Source organism: Flavobacterium amniphilum (assembly GCF_023634845.1).
GTDB lineage: Bacteria > Bacteroidota > Bacteroidia > Flavobacteriales > Flavobacteriaceae > Flavobacterium > Flavobacterium amniphilum.
The window spans coordinates 87561-114309 of sequence record NZ_JAMLJL010000008.1; the positions used below are offsets into that span (position 1 = coordinate 87561).

At 36.0% G+C, this 26749-nt stretch carries 22 protein-coding genes; 13 read left to right on the plus strand and 9 right to left on the minus strand.

The features are described 5' to 3' along the window. Positions 1 to 406: 406 nt before the first annotated feature. Positions 407 to 1012, minus strand: a complete 606-nt coding sequence (locus NAT51_RS10715) for a superoxide dismutase (protein WP_250598902.1) — start codon at positions 1010 to 1012, stop codon at positions 407 to 409. A 115-nt stretch (positions 1013 to 1127) separates the two neighbouring features. On the opposite strand from NAT51_RS10715, the gene NAT51_RS10720 reads away from it, so the two are divergent. The 4 genes from NAT51_RS10720 to NAT51_RS10735 all read left to right on the plus strand — a co-directional run bounded on the left by NAT51_RS10720 (position 1128) and on the right by NAT51_RS10735 (position 9872). Beyond that, on the plus strand, positions 1128 to 4274 hold the full coding sequence (locus NAT51_RS10720; RefSeq protein ID WP_250598903.1) for a UvrD-helicase domain-containing protein: 3147 nt from the start codon (positions 1128 to 1130) through the stop codon (positions 4272 to 4274). A gap of 41 nt (positions 4275 to 4315) precedes the next feature. Continuing rightward, positions 4316 to 5512, plus strand: coding sequence for a glycine C-acetyltransferase (gene kbl / locus NAT51_RS10725; protein WP_250598904.1), 1197 nt, complete (start codon positions 4316 to 4318; stop codon positions 5510 to 5512). A gap of 105 nt (positions 5513 to 5617) precedes the next feature. Beyond that, the gene (locus NAT51_RS10730; RefSeq protein ID WP_250598905.1) at positions 5618 to 7036 is read left to right on the plus strand and encodes an OmpA family protein; all 1419 of its coding nucleotides are present in this window, start codon (positions 5618 to 5620) and stop codon (positions 7034 to 7036) included. Between the two features lie 61 nt (positions 7037 to 7097). Further along, positions 7098 to 9872 carry a PD-(D/E)XK nuclease family protein gene (locus tag NAT51_RS10735; protein ID WP_250598906.1) on the plus strand — a complete coding sequence of 925 codons (2775 nt, stop codon included), beginning with the start codon at positions 7098 to 7100 and terminating at the stop codon, positions 9870 to 9872. On the opposite strand, the gene NAT51_RS10740 is transcribed toward NAT51_RS10735, so the two are convergent. From NAT51_RS10740 to NAT51_RS10770, 7 genes are all read right to left on the minus strand, one after another. Then, complete coding sequence (locus tag NAT51_RS10740; protein WP_250598907.1) at positions 9869 to 10651, minus strand: alpha/beta fold hydrolase; 783 nt, start codon at positions 10649 to 10651, stop codon at positions 9869 to 9871. The two genes, NAT51_RS10735 and NAT51_RS10740, sit on opposite strands and share 4 nt — an antisense overlap. Positions 10652 to 10685: 34 nt before the next feature. Beyond that, on the minus strand, positions 10686 to 11588 hold the full coding sequence (locus NAT51_RS10745) for an alpha/beta fold hydrolase (RefSeq protein ID WP_250598908.1): 903 nt from the start codon (positions 11586 to 11588) through the stop codon (positions 10686 to 10688). 70 nt (positions 11589 to 11658) lie between these two features. After that, on the minus strand, positions 11659 to 13035 hold the full coding sequence (locus NAT51_RS10750) for an alpha/beta hydrolase family protein (protein WP_250598909.1): 1377 nt from the start codon (positions 13033 to 13035) through the stop codon (positions 11659 to 11661). Between the two features lie 33 nt (positions 13036 to 13068). Then, positions 13069 to 13653 (minus strand): hypothetical protein, encoded by a 585-nt coding sequence (locus NAT51_RS10755; RefSeq protein WP_250598910.1) that lies wholly within the window; start codon positions 13651 to 13653, stop codon positions 13069 to 13071. Between the two features lie 6 nt (positions 13654 to 13659). Next, positions 13660 to 13923: a DUF2089 family protein gene (locus NAT51_RS10760; RefSeq protein ID WP_250598911.1), complete on the minus strand. Its 264-nt coding sequence runs from the start codon at positions 13921 to 13923 to the stop codon at positions 13660 to 13662. Positions 13924 to 14091: 168 nt separating this feature from the next. Continuing rightward, positions 14092 to 15384 carry an aminopeptidase P family protein gene (locus NAT51_RS10765; protein WP_250598912.1) on the minus strand — a complete coding sequence of 431 codons (1293 nt, stop codon included), beginning with the start codon at positions 15382 to 15384 and terminating at the stop codon, positions 14092 to 14094. Positions 15385 to 15449: 65 nt separating this feature from the next. Further along, positions 15450 to 16025: a Crp/Fnr family transcriptional regulator gene (locus tag NAT51_RS10770; RefSeq protein ID WP_250598913.1), complete on the minus strand. Its 576-nt coding sequence runs from the start codon at positions 16023 to 16025 to the stop codon at positions 15450 to 15452. Positions 16026 to 16120: 95 nt separating this feature from the next. Here NAT51_RS10770 and NAT51_RS10775 point away from each other — a divergent pair, with 95 nt between their 5' ends. The 9 genes from NAT51_RS10775 to NAT51_RS10815 all read left to right on the plus strand — a co-directional run bounded on the left by NAT51_RS10775 (position 16121) and on the right by NAT51_RS10815 (position 25134). Beyond that, the gene (locus NAT51_RS10775) at positions 16121 to 16990 is read left to right on the plus strand and encodes a hypothetical protein (protein ID WP_250598914.1); all 870 of its coding nucleotides are present in this window, start codon (positions 16121 to 16123) and stop codon (positions 16988 to 16990) included. 168 nt (positions 16991 to 17158) lie between these two features. Continuing rightward, entirely contained in the window at positions 17159 to 17986 is an 828-nt protein-coding gene (locus tag NAT51_RS10780; RefSeq protein WP_250598915.1) for a succinate dehydrogenase cytochrome b subunit, read from the plus strand. A gap of 3 nt (positions 17987 to 17989) precedes the next feature. After that, positions 17990 to 19999: a fumarate reductase/succinate dehydrogenase flavoprotein subunit gene (locus NAT51_RS10785; RefSeq protein WP_250598916.1), complete on the plus strand. Its 2010-nt coding sequence runs from the start codon at positions 17990 to 17992 to the stop codon at positions 19997 to 19999. A gap of 28 nt (positions 20000 to 20027) precedes the next feature. Then, a complete protein-coding gene (locus tag NAT51_RS10790) occupies positions 20028 to 20792 on the plus strand; it encodes a succinate dehydrogenase/fumarate reductase iron-sulfur subunit (protein ID WP_250598917.1) in 765 nt (254 codons plus the stop codon). Positions 20793 to 20859: 67 nt separating this feature from the next. Then, positions 20860 to 21372: a thioredoxin family protein gene (locus NAT51_RS10795; RefSeq protein ID WP_250598918.1), complete on the plus strand. Its 513-nt coding sequence runs from the start codon at positions 20860 to 20862 to the stop codon at positions 21370 to 21372. A gap of 129 nt (positions 21373 to 21501) precedes the next feature. Then, on the plus strand, positions 21502 to 21966 hold the full coding sequence (locus NAT51_RS10800) for a hypothetical protein (RefSeq protein ID WP_250598919.1): 465 nt from the start codon (positions 21502 to 21504) through the stop codon (positions 21964 to 21966). A 42-nt stretch (positions 21967 to 22008) separates the two neighbouring features. After that, a complete protein-coding gene (locus NAT51_RS10805) occupies positions 22009 to 23181 on the plus strand; it encodes a YfaP family protein (protein ID WP_250598920.1) in 1173 nt (390 codons plus the stop codon). Further along, the gene (locus NAT51_RS10810; protein WP_250598921.1) at positions 23181 to 24296 is read left to right on the plus strand and encodes a polysaccharide deacetylase family protein; all 1116 of its coding nucleotides are present in this window, start codon (positions 23181 to 23183) and stop codon (positions 24294 to 24296) included. Before NAT51_RS10805 ends, NAT51_RS10810 begins: the two co-directional genes overlap by 1 nt. 67 nt (positions 24297 to 24363) lie before the next feature. After that, the gene (locus NAT51_RS10815; RefSeq protein ID WP_250598922.1) at positions 24364 to 25134 is read left to right on the plus strand and encodes a nitrilase family protein; all 771 of its coding nucleotides are present in this window, start codon (positions 24364 to 24366) and stop codon (positions 25132 to 25134) included. On the opposite strand, the gene NAT51_RS10820 is transcribed toward NAT51_RS10815, so the two are convergent. Beyond that, positions 25123 to 26724 carry an Ig-like domain-containing protein gene (locus tag NAT51_RS10820; RefSeq protein WP_250598923.1) on the minus strand — a complete coding sequence of 534 codons (1602 nt, stop codon included), beginning with the start codon at positions 26722 to 26724 and terminating at the stop codon, positions 25123 to 25125. The genes NAT51_RS10815 and NAT51_RS10820 overlap by 12 nt on opposite strands. Between the last annotated feature and the right edge of the window lie 25 nt (positions 26725 to 26749).

Genomic DNA, 26749 nt, shown 5'->3' on the forward strand with positions numbered 1-26749 from the left:
TATTTTGACAATGATTTAAAGCTGCTATACTTTCGCTATACCATTACATAAGTAGGTTAAGTTTATGGTAGATTTGGGGCAAAAAAGGTAGGAGCAATCCTGCCTTTTTTATTTTTGTAAAAAATTAAAAAGTATCATTTTTAAGGTGTAATTGGGTTTGTAAACCAGAGAATATCAAGCATAGCTTCTCTTGTCGATTATATAGGTAGTTTGACGACTTTCTTTGGTAACAAGATATTCCTGCTCTACATTTGACTCACCATTACATAAGTAGGTTAAGTTTATGGTAGATTTGGGGCAAAAAAGGTGGAACTAACAGTCCACCTTTTTTATTCTTTGTTAGTTATTAGTTCAAATAAAAAAGCCCGGTATAAACCAGGCTTTTCATTTTTTTAAAGATGAAGTTTTATTTTGCTTCGGAATATCTTCTTGCTACTTCTGTCCAATTGATTACATTGAAGAATGCTTCAATATAATCAGGACGACGGTTTTGGTAATTTAAATAATAAGCATGTTCCCATACATCCATTCCTAAGATTGGGGTTCCTCCGCATCCTACACCCGGCATTAAAGTGTTGTCCTGGTTAGGTGTTCCACATACTTCTAATTTTCCTTCTTTCACACATAACCATGCCCATCCAGATCCGAATTGCGTCGCTCCTGCTTTAGCGAAAGCTTCTTTAAATGCTGCAAAATTTCCAAATGCACTATTGATTGCATCTGCTAATTCACCTGTAGGTTCGCCTCCTCCGTTTGGAGACATAACAGTCCAGAATAAATTATGGTTATAAAAACCACCACCGTTGTTACGGATTGCTGCTTTTGTCAAATCTAAGTTTTTAAGGATTTCTTCGATCGATTTTCCTTCTAAATCAGTTCCGGCGATAGCTGCGTTTAAATTAGTGGTATAAGCATTGTGATGTTTTGAATGGTGGATTTCCATTGTTCTTGCATCGATATGTGGTTCTAATGCGTCGTATGCATATGGTAATTGCGGTAATTCGAAAGCCATAATATTGTTTGTTTAAAATTAATACTAATTGATTTCAAAATTAATCATTTAACTTTGGAAAAGGAAATAGTTATTTTTTATTTCACTATAAGCTAATCTTTATAAGTAATTTCTATTGAAAAAACCTGCGTTTTCTATTTATAATGCTTCTGCCGGTTCGGGTAAAACGTATACTTTGGTAAAAGAGTATCTGAAAATTATCCTGACTTCCCGGAAAGATGATGCGTATAAGAATATTTTGGCTATAACCTTTACCAATAAAGCGGTTCATGAAATGAAAAGCCGTATTGTTGACAGCCTTTTTGATTTTACCAAAGGAAATCCGTCAGATAAATCAATTAGTTTGATGAAGGATATTTCAATTGACACAGGTTTGGATCTTTATAAAATTACCGAAAAGTCTAAAGCAATTATTAAAAACATCATTCATAATTATGCTGCTTTTGATATTTCAACCATTGATAAATTTACACATAAGGTTATCCGGTCGTTTGCGCATGACTTGGATTTGCCGGTCAATTTTGATGTGTCACTTGATACGGAAAATTTGCTTCAGGAAGCTGTTGATGCGATTATTGCCCAAGCGGGAGAAGATGAAGTGCTGACTAAGCTTTTGGTGGATTTTACCATGGAGAAAACAGATGATGATAAATCCTGGGATATTTCAAGTGAGATTTTTACGACCGGAAAGCTTATTTTGAATGAAAATTATAGGGAAGAAGTGATTTCTTTGAAAGAGAAGCAAATACCCGAATTCGTTGCTTTGAAGAGAAAACTGCAGGAGTTGTGTAAAGATATTGACGATGAATCAGCTGATTTAGCTTCCCAAATAATAAATCGTATTGATTCAAGCGGGATTGATGTCAAATCTTTTTCCGCAGGACATTTTCCTAATCATCTTAAAAGTATTCAGGAGGAAAGATTTAATCCTAATAATAAAACATATCACGAACCTGACGATATCAAAATCAATAAAACTGCCAAAGACAGAAGTCTTATAGAGGGAATTATTCCGCAAATGCTGGCTGATCTTCATCTGATTTATAAGAAAATGGAAAAGAAACATTTTTATGAAGCTTTTCTTAAGAATATTACGCCGCTTTCACTTTTGAATACCGTGAGCAATCAATTGGCTAAAATTCAGGAAGAACAAAGTATTTTGTCTATTTCCGAATTCAATAAGTTGATTAATGAGCAAATTCAGAACCAGCCGGCTCCTTTTATTTATGAGCGGTTGGGAGAAAGGTATAAACATTTTTTTATTGACGAATTTCAGGATACTTCTGAAATGCAATGGCAAAATCTGGTTCCGCTTATCGATAATGCGTTGTCAAGTGAAGATTTACAGGGAAATCAGGGGTCGTTGTTGATTGTTGGTGATCCGAAGCAGTCTATTTATCGTTGGCGTGGCGGAAAGGCAGAGCAGTTTATTGATCTGACGAAAATGAAAAAATATCCTTTTAGTAATGAAAATTTCAAAGTTTTTAATCTGGAATCTAATTACAGAAGTTATGATGAAGTGATTCATTTTAATAACGACTTTTTTAGATTTTTGGCTGAGAAATTTGAAAATGAAGATTATAAGGATTTGTATCTGAATAAAAGTTATCAGCGGACTAATGCCAAAAAAGGAGGTTTTGTAAATATCTCTTTTCTGTCTGAGTTGGAAGAAGCTGATGATGAGGAAATTACAACAAATGATTTATATCTTCAAAAAACAGGACAAACCATACAGGATATTCTTGCGAAAGGGTTTTCTTTAAGCGATATCGTCTTATTGACAAGAAGTAATAAGCATGGTGTTTTATTGGCTAATTATCTGACTGAGAATAAAATACCGGTTATTTCTTCGGAAAGTTTGTTGTTAGATAGTTCTTCCGAAGTGCAGTTTGTTCTGGATGTACTTCGTTATCTGAATGATAAAAAAGATAAGGAATCACTGGCTCATCTTCTGTATTACTTGGTTAAAAACTATACAATTCCGGTTGGAGTCCATAATTTTATAAGTGAAGGAATTCAATTTGAGGATGAAGGTGAGTTTCGAAAATGGCTTAAGAGTTATGGTGTTAATCTTGATTTTACATATATCAGAAGAAAATCACTTTATGAGATAGCGGAGAATATTATAATGAATGGTATTCCGAAAGATAAAAACAATGCATATGTGCAGTTTTTTCTGGATGTGGTTTTGGAACGCGATGTAAAATACCAAATGAGTATTGGGGATTTTCTTGAATATTGGAAAAAAAGCGGAAGCAAGCTGAGCGTACCATCTGCGGAAGGATCTGATGCTATCCGCATTATGACTATTCACAAATCAAAAGGGTTGGAATTTCCGGTAGTTATTTTTCCTTTTGCCGAAGAAGATTTCACGAGGACAAAAGGTGATAAATTGTGGATTCAGGCTGATGAAGCTGAAATGGGAATGTCAAAAGCTTTGGTTGCCAAAAATAAAGACGTGCAGAAATTCGGTGAACAGGCAAACCGAGTTTACAACCAGAAAGCACAAGAAGATTTGTTGGATAATATTAATGTGTTGTATGTGGCTTTAACACGTGCTGAAGAGCAATTGTATGTTATTTCAGGTTACAAACAACGTAATAAAGAAGGGAAGTTACCCAATAATCTCGCTTCTTATTTTATCGAATTTGTGGAAGACCGGATTGATTTTGAAGCCGGTAAAATGAATTATGATTTTGGTTCTCCCGAGAAAATGTCTTCAGGTTTAAAAAAAACGAGTTATGTCGAGTCAATAAAAAGTTTACATTCAGTAATTAAACCGGATTCGATAAAAATTGCCCAACGCGAAGCTTTGATGTGGGGGACTTCACAACAGCAAGCGATAGAATTTGGTAATATGATGCATGAAATTCTTTCGTTTGTCAGAACTAAAGATGATGTAGGGTTGGCTGTAGCCAAAGCATTGGAAAACGGATTAATTTCAGCGCATCAGGAAAACACGGTGTTGGAAATGTTGCTGAAAATTGTTGGTCATCCTGAATTGGTTGATTTTTTTTCAGCGGAAAATAAAGTGTTCAATGAGCGTAGTATTTTGAAAAAAAATGTAAAAATGATGATTCCGGACCGCGTAGCCATAAAAGGAAACGAAGTGTATCTGCTTGATTATAAAACGGGGATGCATCAGGAAAAATATGTGAGACAAATTACCGAATATGAGGCTGTTTTGGAGGAAATGGGGTTAAATGTGGTTAAAAAAACACTTTTGTATATAGGTGAGAAATTAGAAGTAGTAAATTTGTAAATCAAAAATAGGAACTAACGATTCTGTTAATTAATACTGATATGTACGGAAAAATCAAACAACACTTACAAAATGAATTAGAGGCAATCGAGTCAAACGGATTGTACAAAAAAGAGCGGATCATAACTTCTCCGCAAGGAGCTGAAATCACTGTGAACGGTGAGACGGTTTTGAATTTTTGTGCCAATAATTATTTAGGTCTTTCTTCGCATCCTGAAGTGGTTCAGGCGGCAAAAGATGCTTTGGATTCACATGGCTTCGGAATGTCTTCTGTTCGTTTTATTTGTGGAACACAGGATATTCATAAACAACTTGAAGAAACAATTGCTAAGTTTTACGGTACTGAAGATACAATCTTGTATGCTGCTGCTTTTGATGCTAACGGAGGAGTTTTTGAACCATTATTGGGTGAGGAAGATTGTATTATTTCTGATAGTTTGAATCATGCTTCGATTATTGACGGAGTCCGTTTGTGTAAAGCGGCACGTTACCGTTATGAGAATAACAATATGGCTGATTTGGAAGAACAGCTTAAAAAGGCAACCGAGGCAGGCTGCCGTTTTAAATTAATTGTGACCGATGGGGTGTTTTCGATGGATGGTTTAGTAGCGCCATTGGATAAAATTTGTGATTTGGCAGATCAATATGATGCCATGGTTATGGTGGACGAATGTCATGCGGCAGGTTTTATCGGAGCGACAGGAAAAGGTACTTTGGAAGCGAAAAAAGTAATGGGACGTGTGGATATCATTACCGGGACTTTAGGAAAGGCGTTGGGTGGAGCTATGGGCGGTTATACTACGGCCAAAAAAGAAATCATCGAAATATTGCGTCAGCGTTCGAGACCGTATTTATTCTCAAATTCATTGGCGCCATCGATTGTTGGAGCGTCTTTGAAGGTTTTTGAGTTGTTGGAAAAAGATACAACTTTGCGTGATCAACTGGAATGGAATACCAACTATTTTAAAGACGGAATGAAAAAAGCAGGATTTGATATAATTGACGGAGATTCGGCTATTGTTCCTGTAATGCTGTATGATGCTAAGCTTTCTCAAGTGATGGCTGACGAATTGCTGAAAAAAGGAATTTATGTTATAGGATTCTTTTTTCCGGTGGTTCCTAAAGAAAAAGCCCGTATCAGGGTACAGCTTTCAGCAGCACACACAAAAGCACATTTGGACAAAGCCATTGAGGCTTTTACGAAAGTTGGCCTTTCTTTAAATATACTAAAAAAATAATTTTTTTCAATAAACAAGTCGATTTTTTTAACAATTCATTTTGTAATTAATTATTTACGACTTACTTTTGTCACAATAACGTATTGTAATCAAATAAAATTAAGTATGAAACATCTTAACAAACTTTTTGTTTCCATGTTGATGGTTGCTGGTTTGAATGCAAATGCACAAAGCAGTGATAATCCATGGGCGATATCTTTTGGTGCAAATGCAGTAGATACTAGAACTAGTGCAGGTACAAGAGATTTTAACATTAAAGATCACTTTTCACAATTTTTTGATGTGAGTGATAACTGGAATATTATTCCTTCTGTGTCTTATTTGTCAGTAGCTAAAAACGTAGGTGGTAGCTGGTCAGTAGGAATTACAGGGTCTATTAACAAAATTTCTAAATGGGTTGATGTAGTGCCAGGTTCAACTTCTCAAACTGTAACTTATAATCCTGGTGATTTTATGTACTATGGAGCTGATGGTAAAATTGCTTATAGCTTCAAGTCATTAATCGGTAGCAAATGGTTCGATCCTTCTCTTCACATTGGTGGAGGTTATACTTGGATGGACAAACAAAGTGCAGGAAATGCTAACTTTGGTGGTGCTGTAACTTTCTGGTTAACTGAGCAAGTTGGTTTATCATTAAGCTCTACTTACAAAAAAGCATTTACAGACAGACTTGATGAAGAAGGTCAATTAGACGTTCCTTCAGTTTTCCAACACATGGCAGGTCTTACTTTCCAATTTGGAGGTAAAGATACTGACAACGACGGTATCTATGATAAAGATGATGCTTGTCCTGAAGTTGCTGGTTTAAAAGAATTCCAAGGTTGTCCTGATACTGACGGTGACGGAATCCAAGATAAAGAAGATGCTTGTCCTGAATTAGCTGGTCCAAAAGAATTAAATGGATGTCCTGATACTGACGGTGACGGTATTGCTGATAAAGATGATGCTTGTCCTGAAACTCCAGGTTTAGCTAACTTACAAGGTTGTCCTGATTCTGACGGTGACGGTGTAGCTGATAACAAAGATAAATGTCCTACTGTAGCAGGTCCAAGAGATAACGGTGGTTGTCCATGGCCAGATACTGATGGTGACTCAGTTCTTGACAAAGATGACAAATGTCCGGATGTTAAAGGTACTGTAGCTAACAACGGTTGTCCTGAAGTAAGCGAAGACGTAATGAAAAAATTAAACGACTACGCTAAAACTATCTTGTTCGATACTAACAAAGCTACTTTCCAACAAAGAACTTACCCAGTGTTACAAGCTATGGTTGCTATCTTAAAAGAGTACCCAGGTTCTAACTTCTCTATCGAAGGTCACACTGATGCTGACGGTAAAGATGCTGCTAACCAAACTTTATCTGAAACTAGAGCTGCTGCTGTTAAGGATTATTTAATCCAAGAAGGTATCGATGCTGCTAGATTAACTTCAGCTGGTTACGGTGAATCTAAACCAATCGCTACTAACAAAACTAAAGCTGGTAAAGCTTTAAACAGAAGAGTAGAAGTGAAATTAGTAAAATAATTTCTTTAAAATATTCTCAAAAAACGCTCCGATAACCGGGGCGTTTTTTTATTTTTATACAATGCAAGACAATTCTTTTCTAGACAAACTTACTTCTTACATTCTAAAAAAGTATCCGGACCAGCTTTCTGATGTTACAATTGTTTTGCCTAATAAAAGAGCAAGGGTCTTTCTTTTAGATGTGTTCAGGGATAAAGTTGATAATCCTTTTTTTGCTCCAGAGTGTATTAGTATTGAAGAGTTTATTCACGACTTGTCAGGAATAAGAAGTGTTGATTCAATTGAATTACTTTTTGAATTTTATGAAGTTTATACTTCCTTAACTGAAAAAAGTGAATGCCAATCATTCGAAAAGTTTGCTAATTGGGCTAAAATACTTATTCAGGATTTTAATGAGATTGACCGTTATCTTTTAGAGCCTAATTATGTTTTTTCATACCTCAAAGATATTGAAGTATTGAAACGATGGGAGCTTAATCAGGAGGATAGAACTGAATTGATTGATAAACAATTAGAATTTTGGAATAAACTACCGGATTACTACGAAAGTTTTTACAATAACTTGTTGGCTAAAGGTATCGGATATCAAGGTTTGGTATATAGAGAAGCTGTTAATAATCTAGAGTTTTTCTCTTCTAATTTGAAGTCCGGAAAGTTGATTTTCGCCGGATTTAATGCTTTAAATCAAGCTGAAGAGAAAATAATACAGCATCTTTTGGCTATTGAGAAGGCCGAAATTTTATGGGATATCGATGAGGTTTTTATTAATGATCCTTTGCATGACACAGGTTTGTTTGTAAGGCGTTTCAAGGAGAAATGGGTACATTATAAAGCCAATCCGTTTGAATGGATTGTGAATGAGTTTTCGCAGGATAAAAAAATAGAAATTATTGGGACTTCCAAATCAATCGGTCAGGCAAAAATAGCTTCTTCTATTCTTCATGATTTAATTACTGGTCAGGATGAAGTTAGATTAGATAATGTGGCTTTGGTGCTTGGTGATGAAAATCTGCTTATTCCTGTTTTACATTCATTGCCTGAAAATGTAGGTAGTCTCAATATTACCATGGGTTATTCGAGTAAGAATAATCCTGTTCAGGTTTTAATTTCGAAACTGTTCAAAATGCATGGTAATGCATTGAACAGAAGTCAGGAGAGTTATGTGATGTATTATAAGGATGTTTTGGATGTATTGTCAAATCCAGTTATTGAATCATTCGTGAATGTATCTGAATTAGTTTCAACCATTAAGCGTAATAATTATACATTCATTACCCATCAGAAAGTAATGGATTTACAATCGGATCATAATGTATTATTCGGATTGTTATTCGAAAAATGGAATTGTAAACCAATTGAAATTCTTGAGCTTATTTCCCAAACCCTATTACTGATTAAGCAAAATTTAGCAAATAACAGTGAAGATGATAAACTTGTAAAAACGTTTTTGTATTCGGTTTTTAAAGTGGTCAATAAAATGATTTCGTATTGTTCTAAAAATGATTATGTTGATTCAATTGAAGTACTGCATTCTATTTATAAACAGGTAATTGATGTTGCCGAGGTTTCTTTTGAAGGTGAACCGCTATCTGGATTACAGATTATGGGCGTGCTTGAAAGCCGTGTGCTTGATTTTGAAACGGTAATTGTCACTTCGATGAATGAAGGTAAATTCCCGGCTGGTAAAAGTGTTAATTCTTTTATTCCTTATGATGTCAAAAAAGAAATAGGGTTACCGACTTTCAAGGAAAAAGATGCTATTTATACATATCATTTTTACCATTTACTACAAAGGGCCAAGAATATTTTTCTGTTGTATAATACCGAAAGTGAAGGTTTGGATGGTGGTGAAAAGAGCCGCTTTATAACGCAGTTGGAAGTGGAAAAGAAACCGAATCACAATATAATTCATAAAATCATTCAGCCTCATGTGCCGAACATCGCTTATGAAAAATTGTCAATCCCGAAATCTGCTTCTGTTTTAGAGCGCTTAAAGGCAATTGCTGTTGATACTGAAAAGGGATTTTCGCCCTCTGCACTCACTACTTATGTCCGTAATCCTATCCAGTTTTATTTCCAAAGAGTTCTTTCGATAAGGGAAGTAGAAGAAGTTGAGGAAAATATTGCTTTGAATACATTGGGAACAATTATTCACGAAACTCTTGAAGAACTATATAAGCCAGTTTTGAATAAATTCCTGTCGGTTACAGATATTGTTCAGATGCAGTCTTTGGCTGATGAAGAAATTTTTAACCAGTTCAAATTGGTTTATAAGGAAGGCGAAGTGAAAAAAGGGAAAAATCTATTGGCTTTTGAAGTTGCCAAAAGAAATATCCACAATTTTTTAAAGGAAGAAAAAAGATTAATTGATGGCGGTGATGTTGTTAAGGTTCTTGATTTGGAGAAAAGACTTTTCCGGGAACTGATTGATGATCGTTTGCATTTTCCTGTTGTAATCGGAGGAAGTGTCGACCGAATTGAAATCAGAAACGGGAAAATGCGTATCATCGACTATAAAACAGGAAAAGTAGAGGCAAGGAGTTTAGTGATTTCTGATTGGAATGGTCTGACACAGGATATAAAGAATGAAAAAATTATACAATTGTTGTGTTATGCATTCATGTGCCAGGAATCGGTAAACGGAATGGAAATTGAAGCCGGAATTATTTCATTTAAGAATATGAAAGCGGGATTTATGCCATTCGGATTTAAAGAAGGTAAAGAGATTTCAAGTTCAGTAACTCCAGGTATTTTGGATGATTTCAAAACCCAGTTGATTGGTTTGATTAATGAAATTTTGTCCCCTGAAATTCCATTTGAGGAAAAAGGGAATTAAAAGTTTTTAAAAAAATTATTCAAAATCAATATCAAATCTTCTCTGTTTTCGATGTGACTCATATGCCCGTCAGGCAAAGTGACAAGCTTTACCGGAGTGGCTTCTGATTGGGAAATATTATCTCCATAATTAAGTACAGGGTCTTTTTTTCCTAAAATTAAAAGAATTGGGAAAGTTGCCTGATGCAAAAGAAATTCTCTGTCTTTTCTGACTTTCATTCCTTCTAAAGCTGAAATTATGCCTTGTAGTGGAGTTTTTAGTGCTTGAAGTTTTACAGCTTCGATTTCATTTATCAGTTTTCCACGATTTTCTTCGCTGAACAAATTGGCTATCGACATACTTACAAAAATATCAGCATTTTGTTTCACGGCTTTAACAGCACGCATTCGGTTTAGTTTTCGTTCCTGACTGTCTTCTTTTGAGGTAGAATTGAGCAATACGATGCCTTTGATTATTTCGGGATATAATTCGGCTATGGCCAGCGAAACGTATCCGCCCATGGAATGTCCGATAAATATTGCTTCGGCTATGTCCAGATGCGATAAAACTGCATGTACGGCATCAGCCATATCTTCCATGGTGTGCATATAGCTCATGCTGTCTGTTTTTCCATGGCCAAGAAGATCTATGGCTATGATACGGTATTTTTTAGAAAAATAGCTTGTATAAAAATCCCACATCGTAGAATTTTCCAAAAAACCGTGAAGTAAAACTACTGGAATTCCATTTCCGTTGTCGGAATAACTGATTTTTGCGTTTTTGTAATAGATGTAATCCAAAGCCTGTATTTAAAGCTGTAAAGTTAGCTTTAGTTTATGACTTCAGAAAGTCAAATAAGGCTTTAAAGTATTCTTCTTCTGCGTCAAGCCAACCATAATGACCGCAATTGTCTAAGTATATGACTTTTGAATTTTTTAAAACTGAATGTGCGATTTCTGCAGTTTCAGGTTTTATCACGTCTTGTTTTCCCTGAATGATGAGAACTGGCTGGTTGAAATTTTTCAGTTTCGGCTTGCAGTCGAATTTTATTTTTTGAAGATCATTCCATACCAATCCATTGATCGTTGAGTTGCCTTGGGTTAATCTTTCGGCCAGAATCGGGACATATTTCTTGTCATATAAATAGGCCGGGGCCAATGCACGTCCTCTTCCTAATTGTGTTTTCTTGCTGGTGTCGCCATTATCAATTTTGGCATCGTAATAAGCTAATGAATCGCGTTCGGTTTTGGTTAATTTCGAATGGATATTTGCAGATGCGTATTTGGTCAGGCCTAAATCAATTCCGCCAGAAGCAGAGAAAACAATTTTGCTTATGTTTTCCGGATAAATTGTGGCATAATGTGCAGCCATGATTCCGCCGAAGGAATGTCCTAAAATGGACCATTTGTCTATTTTTAAATGTTTCCGCAATGATTCAATATCTTCGCCCATGTGCTTCATGTTGATGGTTTCCGAATTGAGTTCTTTTAAAGTTGATTTTCCGGTTCCGCGCTGATCGTAGAGAATAATCAGGTATTTTTCACCTAGTTTTTTGGCTAAAGCTTCAAATCCGTTGCTGTTCATTCCGGGTCCGCCGTTAATGACCAAAAGTGGTTCTCCTTTTCCGTAAATTTTATAGAAAGTTTGGGAGCCGTCAACGTTTGGTGAATAACCTTCGGTTTGGGCTTGTAAATTAAAAGCTGCTAAAGCTACAAGCAGGTGGATTAACTTTTTCATTATTCTGAATTTAAGAATAAAAATAAGTAAAAACGCCCTGCTATGTAGGACGTTAACAAATCTTTAGTTTTTACAATTTCAATATCCAGTTGCTCATTTTGTCGAGTACTTTTGGCGCTATTGTTTGTTCAATTTCAGCGTATTCTGAAAAAGCTCCTGTTTTGCATTCTTGAAATAAATGGTTAAGTCCTTCGAAATTGACTACTTCAAATTTTTTATTTCCTGCTTTGGATAATCCTTTTCTGAAACCTTCCAGATTGCTTGCCGCATCTACTTGAAAATCTTTACTGCCATTTAAGGCTAGAACCGGAATTTTTATTTTAGAGATATAATCTTGTGGTTCAAATCTTAGGAAATATACAAACCAGGGACTTGTTAATGTTTTGCTTTGATTTTTGGCTTCTTCTTCTATTTTTTTCGGTTCGGAAAAAGCTGGAGGGTATGTTTTAAGTTCGTTAGTATAAAAAACTTCAAGATCTTTTTGTAAATCGTTATTCTTGTAATTTATAATGTAGTCAAAGGCTTTTTTTGAAGTTTGTACGTCTAATTTTACTTTTTCAGGATTTTCACCAGCTAAAAGTCCGCCCTGTTCGATTTGTTTTAACATCAAATCGGTTATTTTAATGCCGGGCCCTGCCATAGAGATGATGAATTTCACTTTGTTGTTGGTTGTTGCTACAATTGGCGCAATCATACCGCCTTCGCTATGGCCTAACAAGCCAATGTTTGTATATCCTTTCTGTGCTAAAAAATCTACTGCCGAACTGATGTCAGTAGCAAAATCTGCAGTAGTTGATTTCTTTTCAACTTTACTGGAGCCGCCAACACCGCGGTCGTCTAATCGGAGTGTAGCAATTCCTTTTCTTGCAAAATCATCGGCAATTACTGCAAAAGGTTTGTGGCCAAAAAGTTCTTCGTCACGGTTTTGCCCACCGGAGCCGGTAATCATTACTACTATGGGGAATTCTTTTTTGTCATTCGGTATTGAGATAGTTCCTGCTAATACGTTTTTATCAATAGGATTTTCAAAGCTGACTTCTTCTGTTTTGTAATTAAATGGTTCTTTGGGTGTTTGCGGACGATTAAAAGTGTAGTCTTTTTGGCTGCCGTTTTTTTCTATATTCAAAGGAAGTTGCATGTTACCTTGTTTAAACACACCTTCTATTTTATTATTGTTTAATTTTCCCTGATAGCTAATTCCTAAATCGGATGCATCAATCGTTAAGGTGTTGTTTTCAAAAAGCGTGCTTTTTACTGGGATATCTTTTGCGCCTTGTTTTGGGCTGTCCAAAGTTGATTTTAAAAAGTTTCCTTCGGTTTTGATGTTGAATACCAATGGTAATTTTGTTCCCTGAACTTCTAATTCACCACTCCAAGTCCCGGTTATGTCTTGGCAGAACCCTACAAAGGATGAGAATAATGTGAATGCAAAGATTAATTTTTTCATTTTGTTCGTTTTAATGATTGTGATGATTGAAGTTTATGCAAATTGTTTAATTAGCACATGACTGATTGCTTCCGCAATTAAAATGGCCAAACCAAAAGCTACCCAATGTTGCGATTTTTTGATATTGGATGCGGTCTTGAAGCCGTAAACCAGTAATACTACGGCATAAGTGATACATAATAATGATATCAGACCAAATAATATGGCTAATACCATATCCATGGGTTGAGATAAAATTTTTTCGGGTTGATTGATGTTTTCAGCCACCCTCTTGTTTAAGTCAGAAGGGATTAAAAAAAAGCTCAGCGCAGAGACAGCATATAGAGGTAAACGGTACCAGAAAGATGTATTGAGAATATCTATGATCCGGGTTTTGTTGTTCAGGTATTTGCCTAATCCAAAAAGCAAAATGGTTAATGTTGAAATGTTGATTGTGTTTTCAAGAAAAACTATTGATAATTTGGTATTGTCAATAAGATGCATATCTAATACACCGTTGAAAGTGCTATTGCATAAATAACCAATAACGCTTCCTGTAATGGTTAGGAAAATGCCGGAAATAACAAGTTGTTTTTCGGTATATATTGAAAATGGATTGAAAAGAGTTTGCCAGTTCATAGTTGCTTATTTCATTTTTTGAATTTTTTCTATCAAATCGTCCATTTTATTACGCATGGTAGGATAAGAGAGTTCGGCCTGCTTGGCCATTTCTTTAATACTTCCGCTGGTTAAAAAGAATTCCAGAATAAAATCCTGTTCATCTCTTGTTAGTTTTAAGTATAGTGGCAGTTCATAGTTGCCATTAACTTCTGTGACGCATTGTTCACACTTCATCTGGCTTACACGAAGTGCGCTTTCACAACTCGGACATACAATGGGTAGCTTCATTTTTAACTAAAAGAAATTAATTAATATTAATACAAATGTATAAATTAATTATTTTATTTTTAATAAAGTTAAAATTTTTTTTAATAAAGTTAAAAATCAAAACATTTTTAAATCCAAAAAAGCCTCACGATTGTGAGGCTTTTTTAACTTTTATTCTTTTTCTCTGAATTACGAATTCATCAAACTCTCGATCTCGTCTGCTTCGATTGGAATGTTGCGCATTAAGTTGAATGGTTCTCCTTTTTCCTGGATCACCACGTCGTCTTCCAAACGAATTCCGAAACCTTCAGCCGGAATGTAAATTCCAGGTTCAACAGTAAAAACCATATTTGACTGCATCGGTTCGTGTAACAATCCGTAATCATGTGTGTCCAGTCCTAAATGGTGTGAAGTTCCGTGCATGAAATACTTTTTGTAAGCCGGCCAATCCGGATTTTCATTTTGTACATCGGCTTTGTCAATCAATCCTAATCCTAATAATTCTGAAGTCATGATTTTACCTACTTCCACATGATATTGTTTCCAAAGTGTTCCCGGAACCAACATTCTAGTCGCTTCATTCTTAACGTTTAAAACAGCATTGTAAACCGCGCGTTGTCTGTCGGTGAATTTCCCTGAAACCGGAATGGTTCTGGTCAAGTCACTTGAGTAGTTTGCATATTCGGCACCTACGTCCAATAATAATAAATCACCTGCTTTACACTGTTGGTTGTTTTCGATGTAATGCAATACGTTTGCGTTGTTTCCGGAAGCAATAATCGGAGTGTAAGCAAAACCTTTGGAACGATTACGTAAAAACTCGTGAGCTAATTCAGCTTCAACTTCGTATTCCATTACGTTAGGCTTTACGAAAGATAAAAGTCGGCGGATTCCTTTTTCAGTAATATTACAGGCTTGTTGGATCAAATCTATCTCCTCGCTCTCTTTGATAGAACGAAGACGTTGTAAGATTGGGTTTGATTTTTCAACTTTATGTGCCGGATACGTTTCTTTCCACCATTTGATGAATCTTGCTTCGCGTGTTTCAGTTTCGATACTTGCGCGATAGTGTTCGTTGGTATTGATATACATGGTGTCAGCATAGGCCATGATTTCTTTTAATGTTTTATGGAAATCCTGTAGCCAGATTACAGTTTTGATTCCCGAAACCTCAAAAGCACGTTCTTTGGTTAGTTTTTCACCTTCCCAAACCGCAATATGTTCGTTGGTTTCTCTTAAAAAAAGGATTTCTCTTAAATGCTCGTAAGGTGCATCCGGAAACAATAACAGGATACTTTCTTCCTGGTCAACTCCTGATAAATAAAAAATGTCGCGATGCTGTGCAAAAGGTAAAGTACTGTCCGCAGAAACAGGATAAATATCATTTGAATTGAAGATTGCAACACCGTTAGGTTTCATTTGTGCCGTGAATTTTCTTCTGTTTTTAATGAATAAATCACGTGCTATCTGATGGTATTTCATAAGGCTATAATTTTTAGAATACCAAAGTTACATAAACCAAATAAGTATAAGGTAGCCAAATGGCGTTATTTTATATTCTTTCTGATCCTGCTCATGTGACGGTCTGAAATTCCCAAAAACGAAGCCAGATAATGCAAAGGGATTTCGTTTAATAGTCTAGGTTCATTAATGAGTAGCTTTTGGTACCGTTCTTCAGGTGTAAGTGTTAATAAGTCAATTCGGTAATCGTCGATGAGGCAGATTTGTTTTTCAATTAAGTCATAATAAAATTGATGAAACTCTTTATTGTTGTCTCTCAATTTTTTGAAATCATTCAGATTGATAATTAATAAACGGGTATTGGTTAATGCCTTGATGTTCTTACGGGAAATTTCACCAAATAAAAAACTTTTCAAAGAAGATGTAATGGTGTTTTTTAATGCGAGATATGTTGTTTTTTCTTCTTCTTCAATAATAACTGAATGCTGTAAAATTCCTTCTTCCACAAAACAGAAATATGGGCAGACTGTTCCTTCTTTTACAAGATATTCGTTCTTTTTTAATTCCAAAGAGGTGAAATGTTCTTTGAATGGCTCTATTGAAATGGTTTTTGTGCCGTCAAAAAATGAAGAAAGCGTATGGGTTACCTTGGAAGTCTGCATCAAATAAGTTGTTTGTTCAAATTTAAAAAACAAAGTCGGTTAGTTGTCAATTTTATGATTACTTTAGTTTTTTTGGAAATTAAATTCTTGTCCCTATGAATCTTAGTAAATATTTGGGTTGTATGCTTTTTAGCATGTTGCTGTTCTCATGTGATGATAAAAACGATACGGCGCCTGATGAAGGTCCGCGTTTAATTGTGAAATTTAAATTTGACCCAAGTCAGGAAAGACTGAATAATATTGGTCAACCATCGACTGTTCCGGCAGGAAATGCAGCGCAGTCGCCTGTTTTTAATGCGATTAGTTCACATTATCTGGAATTAGCACCATCAGCTACAACGCAATTGGGTCAAGGTGAAATTTTGTATCATGCACCGGAAACGACAGCCGGAGGTGAAAGAGCAATCGATTTCAGTAAATCCAAAATTGTTGCAGAAGGAGAAGTGTTTTTGTCAATCCCGTTAAGCGAGATTCAGGCGGGTAGTTATGAATGGGTCAGATGTTCATTGGCTTATCAGGATTATAATATCAATATTTGGAATTCCGGGACGAATGTGGTGGGTAATCTGGGAAGTTTTGTCGGATTTAATAGCTATATCAAAACGCATAAGCTGGGTTCGGCCAGTTTTACGGTTAATGCGAACAGAAAGCAAGGCTATTGGGCATTGAATGTTGCGGGATTGCCATTTTCGGGACAGGCGCCGGAAGGGGCGACAACCGTACCGAATCCTATATCCGGTACATCGCCGATTCCTGCTGGATCATGTGTTGTGACAGGTAAGTTTTCTGAAAATCTGGTGATTACCGGAAATGAAACGCAGGATGTAACCGTCACATTGTCTCTTTCTGTTAATAATAGTTTTGAATGGGAAGAAGTGAATGTCGACGGAAAGTTTGAACCTTCGGCAAATGAAAAAGTTGTGGATATGGGGTTGAGAGGTTTGATACCTTCGTATGTCAGATAATTTCCGTGGATTTTCAAAAGGTTCTTTCTTAAGGTTAACTTTTTGAAAATCAATTGAAAATAAATCCACTTTAAATTCATTATAAATAAGGGGATTTGGTTTGTACATACAGCCAAATTCCCTTATTTTTGTTTCAATTTTTTTACAACCAATTATCTAACAAATATTATGGCAAAATCTGCACTTCTAAAGTCATCATTAGCAAAAAAATACTGGATGGCTCTAACGGGTTTATTTTTATGCTTGTTTTTGGTCGGTCACTTAGCTGGTAACCTACAGTTAATTTTTGGCGATGCATTACAATTCAATAAGTATGCATTGTTTATGACTACCAATCCTGCGGTAAAATTACTTTCTTACTTAACGTACATTTCAATTATTTTCCACGCTATTGATGGAATCATGTTGGCAATTCAAAACAAAAAAGCGCGCCCGATTGCTTATGCTATGAACAGCCCGCAAAACAGCAGCTCAACGGCTTCAAGAAATATGGCGGTTTTAGGAACAGTGATTTTAGTTTTCATCGCAACACACATGACTAACTTCTGGGCAAAAATGCACTTTTCAGAAATGCCATTGCAGAAAACAACGATTGAGTTACAACCCGGAATGTCTCAGGATTTCTATTTGACGACGGACGGAGGTTATGTTCCTGTTGATGAAACTGCTTATGTTGTTAAAAATAAGACAGAAATCTATGATGCTAAATTGAATATAAAACTTAAAGATGCCTATAAAGATTTGCATAAAATTACTTTTGAATTCTTTAAAGATGCTAAATGGGGATTGCCATTTACCATATTTTATGTTTTGTCAATGATAGTGTTAGGATTTCACTTATGGCATGGATTTCAAAGTGCATTCCAATCTTTGGGAATCAATAATAAGTTTACACCGACAATTCAATTTATCGGAAAAGGATTTGCAATCATCGTTCCGTTATTGTTTGCAATTATTCCAGTTTGTATCTATTTAAATCTTGTTGTAAAGCACTAATATATGAAGTTAGATTCTAAAATACCAGAAGGTTCAATTTCAGAGAAATGGACTAATCATAAAAACCATTTAAAATTAGTTGCGCCTAATAACCGTCCGAAAATTGATGTTATCGTTGTAGGAACAGGTTTAGCAGGAGCTTCTGCTGCCGCTTCATTAGGCGAAATGGGATATAATGTCAAAGCATTTTGTTTTCAGGATTCTCCACGCCGTGCACACTCAATTGCTGCACAGGGTGGTGTTAATGCTGCAAAAAATTATCAAAACGATGGTGACTCTGTTTACCGTTTATTTTACGATACAATCAAAGGTGGTGACTACCGCGCACGTGAAGCAAACGTACATCGTTTAGCAGAAGTTTCAGGTAATATTATCGACCAATGTGTGGCTCAGGGTGTGCCTTTTGCGCGTGAGTACGGAGGTTTGTTGGATAACCGTTCATTCGGTGGTACTCAGGTACAACGTACATTTTATGCTGCGGGTCAAACAGGACAGCAGTTGTTGTTGGGAGCTTATTCGGCTTTATCACGTCAAATCGGTTTAGGTCGTGTGAAAATGTACAACCGTCACGAAATGTTGGATATTGTTAAGGTTGACGGAAAAGCACGCGGAATTATTGCCCGCGATTTAGTTACCGGTGAAATCCAACGTCATTCTGCTCATGCTGTAATTATCGCATCAGGAGGTTATGGAAACGTATATTTCTTGTCAACTAACGCGATGGGAAGTAATGTAACTGCGGGATGGAAAATCCACAAGCAAGGAGCTTTGTTTGCTAACCCTTGTTATGTGCAAATTCACCCAACATGTATTCCTGTTCACGGAACGAATCAGTCTAAATTAACTTTGATGTCTGAATCATTGCGTAACTCAGGACGTATTTGGGTGCCAAAGAAAAAAGAAGATGCTGAAGCAATCCGTGCAGGTAAATTGAAACCGACACAAATTGCTGAAGAAGACAGAGATTATTATTTAGAAAGAAGATATCCTGCATTTGGTAACTTAGTGCCACGTGACGTTGCATCACGTGCTGCTAAAGAACGTTGTGATGTAGGTTTCGGTATCGAAGCTAATGATACAAACGAAGGAGTTTACCTTGATTTCTCTTCTGAAATTATTTCAAAAGGAAAGCAAACGGCTTATGCTAAAGGTAATCACAATCCAACTGATGCTGAAGTAACTGCTTTAGGAAAACAATGGTTGGAAGAAAAATATGGTAACTTATTTACCATGTACCAAAAAATTACGGATGAAAATCCATACGAAACCCCAATGAAAATTTACCCAGCCGTTCACTATACTATGGGTGGTGTTTGGGTTGATTACAACTTACAGTCAACAATTCCGGGATGTTTCGTAGCCGGTGAAGCTAACTTCTCTGATCACGGAGCGAACCGTTTGGGAGCTTCAGCGTTAATGCAAGGTTTGGCCGATGGATATTTCGTATTGCCTTATACGGTTTCTAACTATTTGGCTGATGAAATCCGAACTGGAAAGATTTCTACTGAAACTGCTGAATTCGTCGAGGCTGAAAAGAGAGTTACCGATCAAATCAACTTTTTCCTGAATAATAACGGAAACAAGTCGGTTGATCATTTCCATAAAGCTTTAGGAAATATTATGTGGAACAAAGTGGGTATGGGTAGAAACGCTCAAGGTTTAAATGAAGCTATCGCTGAAATCGATGTTCTGAGAAAAGAATTCTATAAAGATGTTTATGTTCCGGGTTCTGCTGATGAAATGAACACTGAATTGGAAAAAGCAATCCGTGTGGCAGACTTTATGGAGTTAGGTCAGCTAATGGCAATGGATGCATTACAGCGTGAAGAATCTTGTGGAGGTCACTTCCGTGAAGAACATCAGGATGCTGAAGGTGAAACATTACGTGATGACGAAAACTTCTCATTTGTGGGAGCTTGGGAATATCAAGGTGAAGACATCAACAAAGAGGTATTGCACAAAGAAGAGTTGAAATATGAATTTATCAAAATTGCAGCTCGTAACTATAAATAATTAGTTGTTGACTTAAAACAGTAAGATTATGGCTTCTAAAAAGAACATCAATATAAAATTAAAAGTTTGGCGTCAGAAAAAAGCTTCTGACAAAGGACAAATGGTAGATTATTCATTAAATGATGTATCTACTGACAGTTCATTTCTGGAAATGTTAGACCAGTTGAATGAGCAATTAGTTAACGAAAGAAAAGAACCTATTGCTTTCGATCACGATTGTCGTGAAGGTATTTGCGGTATGTGTTCATTATACATCAACGGACGTGCACACGGACCTGATACAGGTATTACAACTTGTCAATTGCATATGCGTATGTTCAATGATGGTGATACAATCTATGTTGAGCCATGGAGAAGTAAAGCGTTTCCTGTAATCAAAGATTTAGTGGTTGACAGAAGTGCTTTCGACAGAATCCAACAGGCAGGCGGTTTCGTATCGGTAAATACTTCAGGAAGAACTATGGATGCTAATGCAATTCCGGTTCCTAAAGCTGATGCAGACAAAGCTTTCGAAGCTGCAGCTTGTATCGGTTGTGGAGCTTGTGTGGCCACTTGTAAAAACGGTTCAGCCATGTTGTTCGTTGGAGCAAAAGTATCACAGTATGCTTTATTGCCTCAAGGGCGAGTTGAAGCTACAGACCGTGTTTTAAATATGGTACGCCAAATGGACGAAGAAGGATTTGGTAACTGTACAAACACAGGAGCTTGTGAAATCGAATGTCCAAAAGGAATTTCATTGGAAAATATTGCCCGCATGAACAGGGAATACCTGAAAGCGAGTTTAATAAAATAATTCTAAAGCGTCTCCGGACGCTTTTTTTATGGCTTGATTTTTGCTATCTTAACCAAAAAATAAAAAGATGAAAAAAATATATCTGGCTTGTTTATTGATTTCTGCTATTGGATTTTCTCAAACTGCAGAAGAAAAAGCCGAAAAGAAAAAACAAATCGAAGCTGAAAAAGCTTCTTTGCCGAAACCTTATCACGAAATGGAAGATGCAGACGCAAAAGTAAAAGAATTACTGGCCGAAGCGAAATCCGGAAATAAAAACATCATGATACAGGTTGGTGGTAATTGGTGTGTGTGGTGTTTAAGACTGAATGATTTTATTCAGAAAACTGACGCCCTAAAAAGCACAATGGATAAAAATTATGTGTTTTATCATCTGAATTGGTCACCAAAGAATAAAAACGAGAAATTCTTCAGCCAGTATGGTAATCCGGGAGAAAAATTGGGTTATCCTGTTTTTATGGTTTTGGATCAAAACGGAAAGTTGATTCATGTACAGGAAACCGGTTCACTGGAAGAAGGAAAAGGATACAGTCAGGAAAAGATTAAAACTTTTTTGGATGACTGGAAAGTGAAAAGCTGATACTAAAATAGTTAGAATAAATAAAAGCGCATCCGTTAATTCTGGTGCGTTTTTTGTATGAAATAACTGTAAGTAAAGATTTCAAATGACTATCTTTCCCAAAATTATTAATTTAAAAAGCCAAAAAAAATGACTTTGAATTTAAGAAAAATAACAATCCTGATTTTTGTATTGTTTTCAGCTATAATGCTAAATGCACAAGAAAAAGGAATCAATCTGACTAAAAGAGAAAACGGGAAAACTGTTTTTTTGAAAGAGAATAGAAGGGTCTTGATCAAAACAGACAGTGGTAAAATTCTCAAAGGGCGTTTTAAAATTGTCGACAACAATTCAATAGTAATCAAGAAGGATACCATTGCTTTAACTTCTATGGCTTCAATTAAAAGAAAACCGTTTGGTTTAGCTGCGGCATCAGGAGTGCTTGTTTTGGGAGTGGCAACCCCGATAGTTGTTGCGTCAGCTGCAGCGGGAGGATATGCTGTGCTTTTAATCCCGGCTGGAGCAGCAATTGGAGGGATTGGATTAGCATTGCCGACACTGCCTAAAAAATATAAAAAGGAAGACTGGGACTACACTATTGTAGCTGAAAAATAAAATTATATTTGTGATATAAATTCTTAAAACATAATGAAACTAATGAAAAAATGCATTCTGGCGATTTTATTCTTTTCGCTAACCCAGGCGTTTTATGCGCAATCTTCAAAGGAAATTCTAGTATTAAGTGCGGTTGTCAAGGATAAAGTAATTCCGGGAGCTCAGGTCATTTTTCAAAAAAACGGGGAGCAATCAATTCCGTTAGTGACAAATCAAAGTGGTAAAGTAACTATTCCTGCAGAATATCAGGATGAAACTAATTTGACTATAATTATTAAAAAGGAAGGCTATTCTACTTTGGTTTCAAAGTGTCCGTGTGGCGGACTTACCTATGCAATAAGTCCGGTAATGGAAGAATTAGACGGTATGCGTATTGTATTGAGTTGGGGAAGTTCTCCTAATGATTTGGACTCTCACTTATCGTATGAAGGCGGTTATGTTTGTTATTATAAAAAAGATGCATCGCAAGCAAATCTTGACGTTGATGATACAGATAGTTATGGCCCGGAAACAATTACGATTACCAAAAAAATACAAGGGAAGAAATACGTTTATGCGGTGCATAATTTTACAGATAAGGATAATGGTAACAATAACAGATTGTCAACCATCAGCAGGGCCAAAGTTTATGTTTACATCGGAAATACTTTAGTGCGGACTTTTACTCCTCCGGCTAATACTAAAGGTACGGTTTGGATCCCTTTCCTTATTGATGAAAATGGTAATTTGGTTGATGTGAATGAATTTAAAAATGCCTCTTCTTGGGAAGGTGTGAAATCGATACTGAGTGACTATAGATTTGACGCGGCTAATTTTGTTGTTGATCAGGCTAGTGCACAGGAATCGGCAAGATTGAACCAATTGGGCGAAAGAGCATATCATAATGATAATCTTGAAGGATCTGTTTATTATTACCAACAGGCTATTGAAGCAAACCCGAGAAATGGTCAGGCTTATAGTAATTTAGGATTGTCGTTCCAAAAATTGGATTATGAAGCTGAAGCACTTTGGGCTAACCGTAAAGCAATTGATTTGGCTGAAGGACAACGTGCTAATGTTATCAAAGCAAGTTCGTATTATAATATTGCTAAAATCTATGAAGGCAAAGGACAATGGAATAATGCACTGAATAATTTCAAATTGGCTAAACAGCACAACGCAAATCCGGCATATGATAAAGGTATAGCCAGAGTATCTGCTAAAATCAGATCTTAATGGTGAAGCTTAGATTTTTACTATTGCTTTTGTTTGTTTCCAATTCTTTTGGACAAATGCTTATTGCTAAAATTGACCGTTCGGTCTGGCCGTATCCAATGAATTCCAAAGCTGATTTTGATGTGGCTTCCAAAATGGAAATGTTGGTTTTTTCAGAAGTCTTGAATGAATATTCAGCTTTGAATCAAACAGAATTGTTCTATAAAATAGGAGTAAAAAATTTAAATGTAAAATCAATCAGAAATTGGGAGGCCAAAACGAAAAACATAATTCTGGATAATTTTAACCAATTGTTGCCTGAATCATTACCAACACATGTTTCGGTTAAAAAAAACATGGATTGGAATACATTGACAAGTTTTCAGTTGGAGAAGAAAATACCTGAAAATCTTAAGAAGTGGTATCAGGCATCAAGGATTTTTCATGAAGATTATTTGGTTGAATTGTACAGATTAGCCGCTTTAAATCCAAGAATAACAAGTGAAATTGCTGCAATTGATGGGACTGAAGTAAACGGGGATGATTTTAAACAAAGGCATTTTTTGTTAACGTTTGATGACGGACCAACTCCCGCAACCGGTAACACTGATAAAATGATAAGTGTTTTGAATACCCGCGGCTTGAAAGGGCTTTTTTTTGTTTTGGGTGATAACTTCAACCAGCGTCTGAATGCTTCTTCCGCTAAAGCATTGCAGAATTTGTATGAAGGACATGTTGTGGCATCACATGCAAAAGTTCATAAATCACACCAGAAATTTACCGAGTGGCAGGCGTCACTTGATTTTACCCAAAAAGTGATAAAATCAGTAAAGAAATCAGATAAGCTGGTTTATTTCAGACCGCCTTACGGACAAAGGAATAAAACGGTGGTTGATTATGTCAATACACATCAGTCTAAGGTAGTTTTATGGAATATGGACTCACAGGACTGGAATAAAGATATCAATGCGAAGGAAGTTGCCAGCAGGCAAATTACACTTATGCTTTTATGGCGCAAAGGAATCTTGTTGTTTCATGATGTTCATTCGAAAGCACAAACTGCAGTTCCTTTAATCCATGATTACTTTAAAAAGGCAGATGTTATTTGGATTGATCCAAATTCTGCCCAACTTTAAAGTGACAGATTTTGATATTATAGAAACGCATTCATTGATTTGAATGCGTTTTTTGTATTTTTAACCTATGGAAATAGCACTAATTCAATCAGACTTGATTTGGGAAAACCCAAAAGCAAACAGAGAACAATTTGAAAAGAAAATTGATGCAATTGATAAAATGCTTGATTTAATCGTTTTGCCTGAAATGTTTTCAACCGGATTTACCATGAATCCTTCCAAAGTTGCCGAAACAATGGATGGTGAAACTGTTTCGTGGGTGGTTTCTTTGGCCAAAAGAAGAAAAACAGCTGTAACCGGTAGTCTGGTTATTGAAGAAAACGGACATTTCTACAATCGAATGCTTTTTGTTTTTCCTGATGGCTCAATTACCAAGTATGATAAAAAGCATTTGTTTTCACTGGCTAAAGAACATGAAGTTTTTACGTCTGGTAATGAAAAAGTAATTGTTGAATACAAAGAGTGGAAAATCTGTCTGCAAATTTGTTATGATCTTCGTTTTCCTGTTTTTTCACGTAATGTTGAAAATTATGATTTACTGATTTATGTAGCGAGTTGGCCGAAGCCACGTATCAATGCCTGGGATATTTTGCTTAAGGCACGTGCGGTCGAAAATCTTTGTTATGTGGTGGGTGTAAATAGGGTTGGAACCGACGGCAGTCAATTGGAATATACAGGCCATTCCCAAATTATTGATTATTTAGGTAATTATGCTGCCGAACCTTTTGAAGACGATGGCATCAGGATAATTTCTTTAGATAAACAGGCAATGCTGGATACACGTAATAGACTGAATTTCCTGAATGATAAGGATGCCTTTGAGATTCTAGTTTCCTAATTCAATTTTTTGGTTTACGTCCCAATTTGACCTTACATCAATTTCGGTAGGGAAGTGGTATACTTCTTCCGCCTGTCTGTTTTCCAAATAATTTCCGGGATCATACTGGCCGTTTTTGTTTGAATCATAGATTATTCTTAGAGAATATTTTTGTGGTTCTATAGATAAAAATTCGACTAGCGGATTGCTTTCGATGAATTTTGTTACCAGCACTTTTCCTTTGTTATCGGTTAACTCAATAAGAATTGGGAATGATTTTGGGTTTTTGAAATCCAGAGTAAGATTTCCGTAATCAGCTTTTGATTTGGTGCTGAAATTAAAAGTCAGCTGTTTGTTCGATTGACCTAAATAATCCTGAATGGCATCAGCCTCTAAGGAAAAAGAATACTTTTCATTGGGTTCTTTGTCAAAAAGAATTTCAAGCGTCTGGTTGAATTCGTCATATTTAGTCGTGAAGTTGACAGCTGATGAATCTTTTTTGATCAATTTCATCTTGCTGTTGTCAAACTTGTCTAAAGGTGTAGTGGTGTTGATTTTGAATGAATCGTTAAAGCCTATGGTGCCTCTGGTTTTTGAAGTTAGGCTTAATGTATCCTGTTTCAAATTGCGCATTTTCAACACAAAGTCTTTTGTGTAATCATCCTTGTTTACTTTTAACTGGATGGAATCCGTTTTTAATGAAGCGAACCAGATTTGAAGTGTGTCTTTATCTGCCATTCTGGTGGTTCTGATTTTGAAATCCTGATCTTTATAAAGCCCAGTGGTTTTAATATTTTTAGCTTCACCGTCATAAGCAATCAATCCTCTGTTAGCTGAAGCTTGTACGGCTTTCTTTGCTTTGAATTTTGGTGTTTCCTTAAAAAGTTCAAGTTCGAAAATTGATGGATCGGGAATTGTAATGGTTTGATTGTAAAACCCGATTTTATCCGTATTGGGGTCAAATTTATAATTAACTGTTTTTTCTTTCAATGCCACCAGTCTGTATTTTCCGGCTTTAATGTTCTCCATTTTGAAAGTTACGGTGCTGTCAAGTGTATTGGTAATGTAACGTGGCGTTTGCTTGAAAATAATCGAATCTGTATAGTTTTCATCTACTTCATACAACATTACGTTTACATATTTTTCAGCTTCTTTTTCGTAAGCGTCTTTTATAATTCCCTGAATGCTCAGTGAGTCTAATTCTTTCCCAGTTGAAAAAGTATACTTGAACTGTTTGAGTGGATTGCCTTCATTGTTGTCAACGATACTTTCTCCGAAGTTAAAGCTATAGGTTGTATTGGGTTGTAAGGTGTCGTTTATTTTAATGGTGATCTGCTTGCTGGCGCTTCCCTGTGGTAACACCGTTATTGGTGTTTTCATCAATGGGGATGTAATCAGGTTTTTTTGTAAATCTTTTATTTTGACATATTCATCAAAAGTGATTTTAATGGTTTTTTCATTAAAATCGGTAGACAGATTTTTCGGATAGCTGGATACTATTTTCGGAGGAGTGATGTCTTTGTCTCCACCGGTAATGGAACCTCTTTTGGCACAACTTGCCAGAATTGATAAGCTAACTGAAATATAGGCTAAAAACTTAAGTTTTCTCATTTATATCGATTTACGCTACAAAATA

Bases quoted from the DNA above. Each gene is read 5' to 3' on its own strand.
- NAT51_RS10760 (WP_250598911.1), bottom strand. From the start codon at position 13,923: ATGAAGCTACCCATTGTATGTCCGAGTTGTGAAAGCGCACTTCGTGTA.
- NAT51_RS10790 (WP_250598917.1), top strand. From the start codon at position 20,028: ATGGCTTCTAAAAAGAACATCAATATAAAATTAAAAGTTTGGCGTCAG.
- NAT51_RS10815 (WP_250598922.1), top strand. From the start codon at position 24,364: ATGGAAATAGCACTAATTCAATCAGACTTGATTTGGGAAAACCCAAAA.
- NAT51_RS10805 (WP_250598920.1), top strand. From the start codon at position 22,009: ATGAAAAAATGCATTCTGGCGATTTTATTCTTTTCGCTAACCCAGGCG.
- NAT51_RS10735 (WP_250598906.1), top strand. From the start codon at position 7,098: ATGCAAGACAATTCTTTTCTAGACAAACTTACTTCTTACATTCTAAAA.
- NAT51_RS10800 (WP_250598919.1), top strand. From the start codon at position 21,502: ATGACTTTGAATTTAAGAAAAATAACAATCCTGATTTTTGTATTGTTT.
- NAT51_RS10785 (WP_250598916.1), top strand. From the start codon at position 17,990: ATGAAGTTAGATTCTAAAATACCAGAAGGTTCAATTTCAGAGAAATGG.
- NAT51_RS10810 (WP_250598921.1), top strand. From the start codon at position 23,181: ATGGTGAAGCTTAGATTTTTACTATTGCTTTTGTTTGTTTCCAATTCT.
- NAT51_RS10765 (WP_250598912.1), bottom strand. From the start codon at position 15,384: ATGAAATACCATCAGATAGCACGTGATTTATTCATTAAAAACAGAAGA.
- NAT51_RS10795 (WP_250598918.1), top strand. From the start codon at position 20,860: ATGAAAAAAATATATCTGGCTTGTTTATTGATTTCTGCTATTGGATTT.
- NAT51_RS10750 (WP_250598909.1), bottom strand. From the start codon at position 13,035: ATGAAAAAATTAATCTTTGCATTCACATTATTCTCATCCTTTGTAGGG.
- NAT51_RS10715 (WP_250598902.1), bottom strand. From the start codon at position 1,012: ATGGCTTTCGAATTACCGCAATTACCATATGCATACGACGCATTAGAA.
- NAT51_RS10730 (WP_250598905.1), top strand. From the start codon at position 5,618: ATGAAACATCTTAACAAACTTTTTGTTTCCATGTTGATGGTTGCTGGT.
- kbl (WP_250598904.1), top strand. From the start codon at position 4,316: ATGTACGGAAAAATCAAACAACACTTACAAAATGAATTAGAGGCAATC.
- NAT51_RS10745 (WP_250598908.1), bottom strand. From the start codon at position 11,588: ATGAAAAAGTTAATCCACCTGCTTGTAGCTTTAGCAGCTTTTAATTTA.
- NAT51_RS10820 (WP_250598923.1), bottom strand. From the start codon at position 26,724: ATGAGAAAACTTAAGTTTTTAGCCTATATTTCAGTTAGCTTATCAATT.
- NAT51_RS10780 (WP_250598915.1), top strand. From the start codon at position 17,159: ATGGCAAAATCTGCACTTCTAAAGTCATCATTAGCAAAAAAATACTGG.
- NAT51_RS10775 (WP_250598914.1), top strand. From the start codon at position 16,121: ATGAATCTTAGTAAATATTTGGGTTGTATGCTTTTTAGCATGTTGCTG.
- NAT51_RS10770 (WP_250598913.1), bottom strand. From the start codon at position 16,025: ATGCAGACTTCCAAGGTAACCCATACGCTTTCTTCATTTTTTGACGGC.
- NAT51_RS10755 (WP_250598910.1), bottom strand. From the start codon at position 13,653: ATGAACTGGCAAACTCTTTTCAATCCATTTTCAATATATACCGAAAAA.